Origin of the sequence: Bartonella sp. TT119HLJHH, from assembly GCF_042193385.1 — a bacterium.
In the GTDB taxonomy this organism is placed as follows: Bacteria; Pseudomonadota; Alphaproteobacteria; order Rhizobiales; family Rhizobiaceae; genus Bartonella.
Map to the genome: position 1 here is coordinate 184381 of NZ_JBHILS010000001.1, position 13560 is coordinate 197940.

Annotated in this window: 7 protein-coding genes; 1 reads left to right on the forward strand and 6 read right to left on the reverse strand. The window is 38.0% G+C overall.

The genetic code is table 11. The features are described 5' to 3' along the window. Positions 1–5: 5 nt before the first annotated feature. Positions 6–476 (forward strand): tRNA (adenosine(37)-N6)-threonylcarbamoyltransferase complex ATPase subunit type 1 TsaE, encoded by a 471-nt coding sequence (gene tsaE, locus ACFIJL_RS00595; protein WP_375612787.1) that lies wholly within the window; start codon positions 6–8, stop codon positions 474–476. A 680-nt stretch (positions 477–1156) separates the two neighbouring features. Here tsaE and trxA read toward each other — a convergent pair. From trxA to ACFIJL_RS00625, 6 genes are all read right to left on the reverse strand, one after another. Then, positions 1157–1480, reverse strand: a complete 324-nt coding sequence (gene trxA / locus ACFIJL_RS00600) for a thioredoxin (RefSeq protein ID WP_273790200.1) — start codon at positions 1478–1480, stop codon at positions 1157–1159. Positions 1481–1657: 177 nt separating this feature from the next. After that, the gene (gene addA / locus ACFIJL_RS00605) at positions 1658–5134 is read right to left on the reverse strand and encodes a double-strand break repair helicase AddA (RefSeq protein ID WP_375612786.1); all 3477 of its coding nucleotides are present in this window, start codon (positions 5132–5134) and stop codon (positions 1658–1660) included. Next, positions 5131–8253 (reverse strand): double-strand break repair protein AddB, encoded by a 3123-nt coding sequence (addB, locus tag ACFIJL_RS00610; RefSeq protein ID WP_375622034.1) that lies wholly within the window; start codon positions 8251–8253, stop codon positions 5131–5133. Before addB ends, addA begins: the two co-directional genes overlap by 4 nt. A gap of 385 nt (positions 8254–8638) precedes the next feature. After that, positions 8639–10213 (reverse strand): peptide chain release factor 3, encoded by a 1575-nt coding sequence (locus tag ACFIJL_RS00615; RefSeq protein WP_375622035.1) that lies wholly within the window; start codon positions 10211–10213, stop codon positions 8639–8641. After that, positions 10213–11874, reverse strand: a complete 1662-nt coding sequence (locus ACFIJL_RS00620) for a lysine--tRNA ligase (protein WP_375622036.1) — start codon at positions 11872–11874, stop codon at positions 10213–10215. The genes ACFIJL_RS00615 and ACFIJL_RS00620 overlap by 1 nt, the downstream gene beginning before the upstream one ends. A 373-nt stretch (positions 11875–12247) precedes the next feature. Then, positions 12248–13483 carry an argininosuccinate synthase gene (locus tag ACFIJL_RS00625; RefSeq protein ID WP_375622037.1) on the reverse strand — a complete coding sequence of 412 codons (1236 nt, stop codon included), beginning with the start codon at positions 13481–13483 and terminating at the stop codon, positions 12248–12250. Between the last annotated feature and the right edge of the window lie 77 nt (positions 13484–13560).

The following is a 13560-nucleotide window of genomic DNA, read 5'->3' on the forward strand; positions in this document are numbered from 1 at the left end:
TTTTAATGAATTTTAGTTTTTTTCTTGAAAATGAAGAGGCAACAAAGCTTTTTGCACAAAATTTAGCTCTTTCTTTAAAGCCAGGAGATCTTGTAACGCTGCAAGGAGATCTTGGAACTGGAAAATCAACCATTGCACGTACAATCATTCAAACACTTGCGAACGATAACACTATGGATGTTCCAAGCCCTACTTTTACTCTTGTGCAAAGCTATCAACTTCCAAAGTTTGAAATTATTCATGCTGATCTTTATCGCCTTTCTATGGCAGAAGAAATTGATGAATTAGGGCTTCATGAAGCTCGTGAGAAAAATATTTTACTTGTTGAATGGCCAGAAAGAAATACAGCTCTTTTAGAACTCGCCACTTTTGCACTCACCTTACACTATAAAGAACATGGGCGTCATGTAACAGTTAGATCAGCGCAACATTCCATTGAATGTTTGCAACAGTCTTTTACAATTCGTACATTTTAAAAAAACATGAACATCATCATTTTTTAATTTGATAATACCTCAGTACTACCTATGAAATCTGAGATGATAGACAACATAAAGAAGGCTTCATGGAGGCACCAACCATGGAAGATGAAACGAAATGATGACTCTTTTATATAACAATGACATAAATTGCAAAGGACAGCCGTTAATTTATAGAAATTCATCAATTTATTTTAGAGAATCTGATACCTACAATTTTGATTTTAGAGAATAGTATAAGAGAATTTTAAATTGAAGTGATAACCCTTTAGAAGAGCATTATATAACCTGTAGTGAATTGCTTGTCTCTTTCTGCTTAAAAATTGTGAGCTTCAGAAAAGTAATTTGCAAAGTTTTTGCTTAAAATCTCCCTTTATGTGTTGAAAACACTATCTATCTCAATAGTCTTATCTAAGAAGAAATACCTTTAATGAAATTATCATTCACCCAATATTTTTAACGCGCCTATAAGGAAAGAATTGCATATATTCTTCATACAAAGCAATTTTTTATAAAAAATGGCCAATTGAATCATGCATAAAAGCACGAATTCTTAAATTCATTTAAAATTTTGATTTTTATTGTCTTTTCATTATAACATAATGCAAAAAAGAATATTTTAAAAAAGTCAAAAGGAGAGACAAAATTTCTCTCCTTTATAGTAATTATACGTGGAATTAACTAAGCCCATCTTTTATCCATTCAGAAAGACGTCCTTTAGAGGTAGCGCCAACCATATTCGATGAAATATTTCCATTTTTAAACATTAATAATGTAGGGATAGAACGTACTCCGTATTGGGTAGCCAGTTCCGGATTTTCATCAATATTTACCTTAGCAATTTTAACTTGATTTTGCATTTCTATTGAAATTTCATCCAACATTGGAGCAATCACTTTGCAAGGGCCACACCATTCTGCCCAAAAATCAACCACAACAGGGGTGGAAGAAGTTAGAACTTCACTTTCGAAATTGTCCTTATCAACTTTTATACACGTCATTGATTTATCCTTTATATTCACCTTTTATAGATTGGTATAATAACAATTCATATCAAGTTATTGCAAAGATAAATTATTAAAGGACTTTTTTACACTAGGGATTGTGCGTTGTGTTTGTTTGAGCGATTTTATGAAAGTAAATAAAATGTAAAAATGCTTTGCAGGGAAAAGAGTAACTTATAAGGCAACTTCACTAAGAAATGCCTCAAGTTTTTCTGGAGGAAGTTTAAAAATTTTGGCTTCTTTACTGTAGATAAGCAGAGCCTGTATATCTTTATCGGGATGAATAGCTTGCAATAACTTTCGATAAAGAGCCATTTGCAACCAATGATGAGAAGCAATAGCAGCTTCATTTTCTGGCGGGGTTCCTGTTTTAAAATCTGCAAAGATAACGCTGTTTTGCGTGATGTAGAGACGGTCAATTTGACCAGAGATTGCTTGTTCTTTTCCACGAATTTTCACAATACCCATTAAGGAGACCTCAGCACGTGAATGCTCAGAGAAAAGGGGTTTGAGATAAACATGATCTAATATTTTCCAAATATGGCAAAGAGCATCTTCTCTTTGGCTCTCATGCCAATGAGAGGCTTTGATATTGAGATAGTTTCGAGCATAATCTCGACGTTTTTGTGGGGGACAATCGGGTAAATACTGTAACAATCGGTGAACGAGATTACCATATTCAATGGAAAAAGCTCTGTTTGTGTTCATGGCTCCTAAAACAGGTGAAGTGGTAAGCTGTTTTGGACTTGAGGACAGCTCTGTATCAGCTTCAATGGAAAGGCTCGCCACTGACGGTTTTAACGGTTTTGGTAACACTGGTTCTGCTGGTACTTTATGGGAGAAAAAGTCTGGTAGAGGTGGAAGTGTTTGGCACTCAACGGAAGAAATTTTTTGGTTTATAGAAGTAGAAGAAGGCGGTGTAATGCAATAACGCCAAGCTGCAATATCTTCCGCAGGACCTTTTATAGCTACCGCATGTGGTTCGAGAGCTCTCTTTACCAGTTGTAACCATGTATGAGATGGCGTTTTCGGACCTTTATACCCGCAAACAAACAAGCGATCTTCAGCGCGTGTCATTCCTACATAAAGAAGGCGCCTATACTCCTCTTCAGCACGCTCTTTTAAACGCAAAATTGCTTGTTTAGAAGGCATTGTATCGAATTCTGCATTAGGGCGCCAGATAAAAGCTTGTTGGTCACTCAAATATGCATTGTTCAAGGGAACTTCAAGCAAGTGAGGTGAATGCTGGGGATGCCAAATCGCACTACCGGGATCAACTAAAAATACAACAGCAGCCTCCAGTCCTTTTGCGGCGTGAACAGTCATGATGCGAATTTCTTCATGATTTTGGTCAAACTCACGTTTAATTTCTGGTTCACTGACACTTAATGTTTCCAAAAAAGCTTGTAATCCTGGTAACCCCGTTTTTTGAATCGCGAGTGTGTAGTCCATAAAAGCATCAAGCACATCATTGGCTTCCGAGCCTAAGCGCGCTAAAATTTTTTGTCGTCCCTTATCATCATTTAAGATATGACTATAGAATTCGAAGACTGGTATTTTATCCACTAAAGTACGATATTGACTCAAGCTTTCAAAAGTATCTTTAAAAGGAATATGCGACGATGCCTGTTCACAAAGGCTTTTCCAAAGAGAGCCTGTACGGTGAGCGGCAAGTTGATAAAGTTCCTCTTCGCTAAGCGCAAAGAGTGGACTTTTTAAAACACAAGCAAGAGACAAATCGTCTTGTGGTTGCAAAACAAAACGTCCGAGTGCCATTAAATCACGCACACTCATATGTTTTATAAGCTGTAAACGGTCTGCACCAGCGACGGGTATATTGCGTTGTTTAAGGGCACGAGAAAGCGCTAGGGCAAATTGATCACGCTTACGAACCAAAACCATAATATCACTAGCACGCAATAACCGCCCTTTTGCTGGAAGCATTTCTCCTTTGTGTAACCAGCCTGCAATCGTTTCAGCAACTTTTTCTGCCAAACGTACTGCTGGTATATCTAAATGATCAACAGTTACATGCCAATCATCAGGAAATTCGTCTTTTTCTTTAGAAATGGCATCCCATAAAATAACTTCACCTGGACTGTGAGTACGGATAGCTTCGTGTATGGTTTTTGTATTTTCTGCTGAAAGCCCTTTATAATTCTCTGGTGTTTCAAAGACAAGATCCACACTTTTAAGAACATCGGCTGTGGAGCGAAAAGAGTAATTCAATTGTATTTTTTCAAATTTCTGCTTTGCTTGTTGTGCTTTTTTTTGAATAATTTTGCCATTTGCAGCAAAATTTTCTGGTGCAGCGCCCTGAAAGGAATAAATAGACTGTTTTTCATCTCCAACAGCGAAAAGAGTACGTATATTGTCACGTTGACTATGACCTGTAAAAAATTCTTGCGCTAAAAGTTGAATAATTTTCCATTGATCAGGGTTCGTATCTTGTGCTTCATCAAGCAAAATATGATCAAGACCCTTATCAAGTTTATAGTGCACCCATTGGCTTGCACCTTTGCGCTGTAACAAATGGAGTGTGCGCTCAATGAGATCATCAAAGTTTAAAAAACCATTGGCTTTTTTTAAATTTGCATAAATTTTGAGATAAAGGGCACAAAGCTGAAAAGCAGCCATATTGAGGGTGGCAACTTTTGCACAGTGATATTTTTCTAAAAGAACAGAAAGCTTGCTTTGTTTATCTTTAATCAATTGTTGAATAAAAGGCCAAATTTCATCTGATTTTTTAGACGATATAAGTGCAAAATTACGAGGTTTACCTTCTGTTGTAAAATAAATATTTGAAACAATATCAATGATAGTTTCTTCATCACAAGCAGTTTCTAATTGAGGAAGTTTTTCAATGATACTCTTAGTGTTTTTATTCCCATGGGTTTCACAATGGTTAAGAGCATAAAGAGGAAGACGAGCAGTCTGTTGAATTTTTTCTAGTAATTGCTGATTTGTATCATCAGGTGCTAAATTAAACAGCGCCCGCAATTTCTCTTCTCCATTTTCAGACAGAAGAGAAGACAAAAAATCAGACAGTTTATGTTGCTTTTCAGCTGCTTCATACAGCAATTGGTTAAAAGTATGTTCACTGATAACCTTAAGCAGCTGTTTTAGAGCGGGTTGTATATCATGATGCTTTAAAAGTTGGCAGCGGGCTTCTTGTAGTAATTTCTTGCGGTTGATATCATCTATGAGTTCAAAATGTCCAGCAATATTGGCTTCTAGCATAAATTGATGCAAGAGAGATTCGCAAAATGCGTGAATAGTCTGTATTTTCAAACCACCAGGTGTTTCTAAAGCACGAGCAAAGAGTTGGCGCGCATAGGTTATTTTTGTTGCACTGATAGGTTTGTTTTCAAACTTCGATAAGATTTCTTTAAGCTGTGCATCATCGAGTTCATTCCAGCTGGAGAGTGTGCGAAAAATCCGCGATTGCATAACAGCGGCGGCGGCTCTCGTGTAAGTAAGGCATAAAATACGTGCTGGAGAAGTACCGTTTAAAAGCAAACGAATAACGCGTTCGGTTAGAACATGGGTTTTTCCAGATCCTGCATTTGCAGAAACCCATACATGTGTTTTTGGATGTGTTGCTGTTGCTTGTGCATCAAGGGCTGCTTCAGGAATAGAAAAAAGAGTCATGATTGATCTCCTTTATGAAATCCATTTGACCATTCCCATAAGCGTGCCAGATGATCATAGTCACTTTCATATTGTTTTAACATAGGGACTGCGTGTGAAAGATAGCCTTGTTGTGGATTTTGATAATACTCCATTAACGCGATAAGATGTTCCCACGCCCTTTCACCAAGATTAATAACATTTTGGTGATCTTTTTCCGCTTTTTCTGAAAGAATTAATTGAGGAGTAATCTTACCTTTTCCATTAAGAGGAATATAAAATAGTTTTGAGGGGGACAGATTTTGAAAATCTGTAAAAGCTCCTCTCATTAATAGAGCGGTTTCCAATGCTAATTGTGGAAATAATAATTCGCGAACCTGTTTTGATGAAGGGGGTGTACTCGTTTTAAAATCAAGTATTTCAACCGTTTTGTTTGGCAATATATCAATACGATCAGCACGTCCTGAAAGAGTTACCCCTGTTGTACCTATGGGTATTTTTTGCGATTCCACTTCCGAATGTCGTATTCGGGGTTCTAGACTTTGTTCCCATTGCAAAATAAAGGGAGCAAGATTTTCAAATGTATTCCACCAGATTGTTTCAACATCAGCAGGCAAATTAAACTTATCAAATTCTTTACGTCCAATAGCGAGCAACACATCTAATGCATTTGCAGCATTTAGATTTTTTATTTGTGTGCAAAAATCTGCAAGAATAGCGTGATAAAGTGTTCCGCGTTCAGAAGCACCAAGGTCATGAATAAGGGCTTTAAGTGGTTTGAGCCTTAAGATTTTTTTAGCATAAATGGCATAAGGGTCATGGCGTAACGTTGTTATTTCGGTGATGGAAAAATGACGTGGACGCACTGCAATGGGTGGCACAGGGCAAGGGCGTGTTGCACAAGCAGACATGTCCGTATTGTCAAGCATCTTTGCCCAATGGCGTATCTTTTCACCTCGTGCACGGATTTGTTTCCAAACTTGTTGTCCTACGACAGTTTCTAAGCGTTGTAGCCAGCGTGAAGGGAGAGAAGGAACATGATCAACTCGTAGTGCTCGGCTCATCACCACTTTATCCATTCCCATCGCCCATTGAAAATCATGCGCGGAAAGACCAATACGCTGTTCTGGTGGTTCCAGAGTTAACATCATTTTCATCGGTCGCGATAAAAAAGCATCATTTCGGGTTGATATCGGCCATGATCCTTCATTAAGACCACCAATGACCACTGTATCAACCGTTTGCAAACGCGATTCCAAAGTACCCCAGATGAATAAACGTGGATGTCCTCCAGGCGAAGGTGCGACGGAACGGGTTGCTATTATGGCAGAAAACATAGCAGGCCATTCGCAAAGATGAAATGTTAATCCTGATTGATCACTGACCAATTCACGCAAAAAATTTGATAGGGCTTGTCCAGCTTCATGTTGATAAAGATGTGCAAGAGAATTATCCTCATTGCGACCAAAATTTTCAAAAACCTCAACAGTTGCTATTGCAGCCTCATTGATGGTGCATTCTTTCTCTTGTTTCATAAGAGACGTTAAAGGCTCAACAGCTTTTTTTAAAAGATGACAAAAGAGACGTGCTTCTTCACATTTCTGCTGATCAAGGGTGTTATTTTCAGAACTATTATGAAAAGATGTTTCAATCCATTTTTCAAGAAATTGATCACATTCGCAAAGATTAATACGCCCTGTATTCCCTCGAAGAACAAAAAGTTCAAAATTTTCTGCCATTTCTCGTAAACGATGACGGTTTTGTTGAAGTGTTGTAAGGGGATGTTTAAGAAGAGAAAGAAAAGCAATAGGATCATCAGGTTGCAATACATTTTCTAAGATAAGCCGCAAAAGCGTTACAGGCAATGTTTGTGCAAGTGGTATACCACCTGAATCATTTGCTTCAATTCCAAATCGTTGTAATTCCGCAGAAACACGGCGTGCTAAATTACGGTCATTTGTAATAAGGGCTGCAGTTTTTTTGGGTTCTTCAATAGCTTTGCGTAAAGCAACAGCAATAGCAAGAGCTTCTTCACGTTCGTTTATAGCTTCAATAAATGACCAGTCTGCACAAAGAGTCTCATAATCATCACGGACAATTTGTACCCATTTATCTGTTGTAGAAGCTGGTCGGAGTGCTTCTGATAAAAGAGCCATGCGTCTTTTCTTTGTGCTACTCTGTTGGCCAATTTCGCAAACATGATGACGTTGACACTCCATGAGAGAAAGAAGTTTTTTTAAATGATATTGAGGATGGCTAAAAACATTTTCTGCAGGATCAAAAAAATCGCAAGCTGTTTTTTCTTTATTGCTTGTGCTTAATGCATTCCATTGTTCTTCATCCATATGAAGATCAAGACCAGGAAGAACAACAGCCCCTTTGGGCAGAGAAGCTATAACCTTTAAAAGATGAGAAACTGCGGGCATAGAACCTGACACACCAGCAGCAATGATAGGTTTATCAGGCTGCATGCATCGCAAAGTCTCTGCATGCATTGTGAGTACTTGATTACGCCATTCAGCGGGATTGCTTCGTTGCCTTTCGGTCAAGATTTGTGGCCAATTTTGCGTAACAATAGTCAGAAAGTCGAGCGTTATTTGCCACCATTCAGCGACCATGTCAGGTGCAATATCTTTAAGCTTCGACCAATCTGCTCCTTCTGTTTCAATTTCATCCATCAAATGTGCTAAATCTTGAGCAAGCCAAATTGCATCAGCACTATGAGCCGGAATAAGCACATCTTCTGTACCAAACATGGCACGCAGATGCGCAGGTAAATTTTCACGCCATGGGCGAATAAGGCGCGCTAAAAGCAGTAAGCGTTCACTTTTTCCAATGGGTGGATTCAGAGTGCTGGTATGATTTTCAACAAAAAGGAAACTGTCTTCATCGACATCTCCTAGAGCACGAATGGTTGGTAAGAAAGTTGATTGTGTATCGCTTCTTTCAACAAAGGCTAAACGTAAAGCGCGAGCAGCACGACGTGTCGGAACATAAATAAGGCTATCGGCAAGAGCAGTTTGAATATCTCCATTGGTAGCGAAATTATCAATAAGGGTACCGGAGAGCAGTGCCTCAACAAAGTGAGGCAAAAAAGCCATTCCAGAAGATATAGAAAAGACACGTGGTTTATACGTCATATGATCTCATATTGGGAATAACAAATTTTAGCTTATTGATTATTTGTATTATTTTGACTGTATACAATTTTCATACAAGAAAAAACTGAAAAGCTCTATTTATACAGGAGATTTTTAGCTGACATTCAAAATACTGAAATATATGACCTTGTCTTAAGCTATTGTGAAAAAATATATCAAAATTTTAAAAGACGTTACAATTACAAATATATTATAAATTATTGAATATTATAAATAAATTTACCGTATTCTTTATACAGTGCAATCTGAAAGTGTTCTTTACAGACTCCTTTTGTTTTCAGAAAAAATAACAATATTCAGATCCCCAACTCAATATGAAAAATCATTATCAACCAAATTGTTACATAAAAAATTCTTCTTTACATTAAAAGCTTACTTGATAATCTTTAAAAGTAGAAAATTTTATCTTAGGAGCTCTTTCTGCTTCATAATTTAATGAAAAATGGTTCTCCGCTAAAAAAACTGGATCACCTTCTAAATCATACGCAATAGCAGAGCGGTGATTGCTGAGAAACTTTTGCAACTCATCTTTGCTCTGCGCTGAAATCCAACGGCATAAATTAAAGCGTGCAGACTCAAAATTCACTGGCAAAGAATATTCTATTTTTAATCGCTCTTTTAAAACATCAATTTGCAAAGCACCAATAACACCAATGAGAGAAGGCGACCCATCATCAGGAATAAACAATTGCACAACCCCTTCTTCAGCCATTTGTTGCAAAGCTTCTTTGAGCTTTTTTGCTTTCATTGGATCGCCCAAACAAACACGACGCAAAATCTCTGGTGCAAAATTGGGTACCCCCTTAAAGAGGATATCTTCTCCTTCAGTCAAAGTATCGCCAATACGCAATGTTCCATGATTAGGAATCCCTACGATATCACCAGCATAGGCTTGATCAGCAATTTGGCGCGAACGCGCAAAGAAAAATTGTGGAGCCGAAAGTGTCATCGGTTTTCCTGTTCGGACCAACTTTGTTTTCATACCACGTTCAAGTGTTCCCGAACATACCCGAAAAAATGCAATACGATCACGATGATTAGGATCCATATTCGCTTGAATTTTAAAAACAAATCCCGTCATTTTAGGTTCAGTTGCTATGACATTGCGCTGATCTGCACTTTGATCACGAGGACTTTGACCAAAATCTATAAGCGCATTGATCAAATCACGAACACCAAAATTTCGTAAAGCTGAACCAAAATAAACCGGTGTCATATGACCTTCACGGAAAGCTTGAAGATCAAAATTCTTGCAAACACTTTGAGCAAGTTCTACCCCTTCAATAAAAGTGGAACGTTGATATTCAGGGAGTAAATGGACAACCTCTCTGGGATTTGAAACTATTTTCTGTGTTATCTCATCATCTTTTTGACGAAACCGATTATGATGAAGGTCATAGGTCCCGACAAAATCTTTACCCGACCCAATGGGCCATGTTATGGGGGCGGTATCAAGAGCAAGCTTTTCTTCAATTTCATCTAAAAGCTCTATAGGATCACGTGCCTCACGATCCATTTTATTGATAAAAGTAACAATAGGAATATCCCGCATCCGACACACTTCAAACAGTTTTAGTGTTCTAGGCTCAATCCCGCGGGCCCCATCCAATACCATGATAGCACTATCAACAGCTGTAAGCGTGCGATAAGTATCGTCTGCAAAATCTTCATGGCCTGGGGTATCTAGGAGATTAAAAATATGATTTTCATATTCAAACGTCATCACAGAAGTCACAACAGAAATACCACGATCACGCTCAATATTCATCCAGTCAGAACGGGTTTGAATACGATCTTTTTTGGCTTTTACTTCTCCTGCAAGTTGAATAGCACCACCAAACAATAAAAGCTTTTCCGTCAATGTTGTTTTCCCAGCATCTGGGTGAGCAATAATTGCAAATGTACGGCGTCGCTTTACTTCCTGCACTCTTCGTTCCATTATTCCTCCATAGGTCGTGCAAGTGTTTCAGCAATCAGTGCACGCATTTCATTAATCCCATAAAGCGCTATAAATGATCCCCATCGTGGACCTCGCTCTTGTCCAAGAAGGACTTCATACAACATTTGAAAAAAAACATTGGAAACACCAGGCCCACCTTCAGGGCTTTTTTTGCTATGATCTTGATAGCGTTCCGTTAACCGTGCAACATCAAGAAGCATATTTTGTAATATGTTGCCATCAACAGTTTCAGGTAAATGAGCTAATTTTTCATCAATTTGTGCTAATGTTGCTCGTTCGCTGTCATCTGGTATACGAAATTTTTTGTTTGGTTTAACAAAAACATCAAAATACTTAATGGCAAACTTCACCAATTGATCAAGTTCTGGATACGTTTGTGCATTTGCTCCTTTAGCGTAACGAGAAATAAAACCCCAAAGAACTTCTGCATTCTCCGCATTTGAAGCACTTACCAAATTTAAAAGCATCGCAAAGGATACAGGCAAATCAACCTGCGGTGGACAACCATTATGAATATGCCATACAGGATTATTGAGCCGTTCTTGCCAACTTTGACGACCATAAGCAGAAAGATGCGCATAATATTCATCCACAGCTTTGGGAATAACATCAAAATAAAGCCTTTTTGCTGTTTTGGGTTTTGAAAACATATAAAGCCCTAAACTCTCTGTTGGGGCATAAGTAAGCCATTCATCAATGGTTAAGCCATTTCCCTTGGATTTGGAAATTTTCTGCCCTTTCTCATCTAAAAAGAGCTCATAATTAAATCCTTCTGGAGGCTTTCCACCTAGTACTTTACAAATTTTAGAAGAAAGATTTGTGGAATCGATAAGATCTTTTCCTGCCATTTCATAATCAATGCCAAGCGCTGTCCAGCGCATTGCCCAATCAACCTTCCACTGACACTTAACTTTTCCCCCCGTAACCTCTGTTTCTATAGTTTCTCCTGTTTCAGGTTCAATATAAGTGACTGTACCTTTTTCAACATTCCGCGCAATCATCGGCACCTGTAATACTTTTCCAGAAAAAGGGGAAATCGGTAAAAAGAGAGAATAGGTCGCCTGTCGCTCTTCACCCAATGTTGGTAAAATAATTGCCATCACCTTGTCATAACAAGCAAGGATTTTTAAAAGTGTTTCATCAAAACGACCGGAACTGTAATAATCCGTAGCACTTGCAAATTCATAATCAAAACAAAAACGATCAAGAAAAGCCCGTAAACGTGCATTATTTGCCGCCCCAAAAGAAGGATAATCATCTCCAAAAGGATCAGGTACACGGCTCAAAGGTTGACCAAGATAATGTTCCATCTTTTTGCGATCTGGTACATTTTCAGGAACCTTGCGCAAACCATCCATATCATCAGAAAAACAAAGCAATTTTGTTTTTACTTTATTCTCCGTGAGAATATGAAATGCATGACGCACCATGGTCGTACGTGCAACTTCTCCAAAAGTTCCAATATGCGGTAAACCAGAAGGTCCATAACCGGTCTCAAATATTACACTGTCTGGATAACCCGTCTTTTCATACCGTTTGATAATCTTACGTGCTTCTTCAAATGGCCAAGTTCTCGATTGAGCAGCCGCATCCTTTAATTCAGGCGTAAGGCTAAGGGCATCACACTGATTACGCATCATTATTTATCCTAAAAATTATAATCTTTCAAAGTAGGGTGTATGGTTCTTGAATTTATTCGTCAATAATAGCAAGCAAAAAGATGAAAATTTCTTTATACTCTTAAGTCACAATACAAAAACCGCCTTCGTTATAAACATATTTTGTTCTGATAAAAATCAAAAACATTCAATATTATAAAGCAAAATTGACTTGTTTTGATTATCGAAGCCTTCATTGCTATGATTATCATGGGTTTTGCTTATTATATTTATTAGCGCAAAAGATAAGCTTCTAGTATTGAACGAAAGAACTGTAAAAACCAACAGAAAAAATGCTTAAACTAGGCATTTCATACAAAAGCATTGCCCCACATGATACTTATCAAAGTATTTTTTATTTCTTTTCTTTATCACCTTGATGACGCTTTGCTAATGTACGTAAACGTAGGGCATTTAATTTAATAAAACCAGTTGCATCTCTTTGATCATAAACACCTTGATCATCCTCAAAAGTTACCAATTCACTCGAATAAAGTGATTTTTTACTTTGGCGCCCTTCAACAATCACGTTCCCCTTATAGAGCTTTAACGTGACTTCACCTTCAACATGTTCTTGAGATAAATCAATCGCTGCCTGTAACATCTTACGTTCGGGAGAAAACCAAAAGCCATAATAAATGAGTTCTGCATAACGCGGCATCAATTCATCTTTCAAATGAGCGGCACCCCGATCTAGCGTTAAAGATTCTATAGCTCTGTGAGCCGTCAAAAGAATGGTCCCCCCTGGTGTTTCATAAATACCCCGCGATTTCATACCTACAAAACGATTTTCTACCAAATCCAACCGACCAATACCATTATCCCGCCCATAATGATTCAATTCTGCAAGTAAAGTTGCAGGAGATAAATTTTTTCCATTGATTGAGACAGCATCGCCTTTTTTAAAGCCAAGAGTGATGATGGTCGCTTGATCTGGAGCATCTTCCGGCGAAAGAGTACGCATATGGACATATTCAGGAGCAGGAAATGCCGGATCTTCTAAAATCTTTCCTTCTGATGAAGAATGTAATAAATTTGCATCCACTGAAAAAGGTGCTTCGCCTTGCTTATCCTTTTCTATAGGAATTTGATGCATACGCGCAAATTCAAACAGATCTGTCCGACTCTTAAAATCCCAATCACGCCATGGAGCAATAATCTTTATATCAGGATTAAGCGCATAAGCGGAAAGCTCAAAGCGTACCTGATCATTGCCTTTGCCCGTTGCTCCATGAGCAATTGCATCTGCCCCTGTTTCCTTAGCAATTTCAATAAGACGTTTTGAAATAAGTGGACGTGCAATTGATGTTCCTAAAAGATAAGTCCCTTCATAAACGGTATTGGCTCGAAACATCGGAAACACAAAATCACGCACAAATTCTTCGCGCAAATCTTCAATGTAGATTTCTTTAACACCTAGCATTTCAGCTTTACGACGAGCAAGTTCTAGCTCTTCCCCCTGCCCCAAATCTGCTGTAAAAGTTACAACTTCAACACCTAGCGCACTTTGTAACCATTTGAGAATAATTGACGTATCCAATCCACCTGAATAAGCCAAAACAACTTTTCTAATATTTTGCCACTTTTTCATTTTAACGTTCTATATGAGCTACTTTTTGTATTTCTACCCAAAAATCAAAACGATGCAAGAAATATAAAAATAAATTC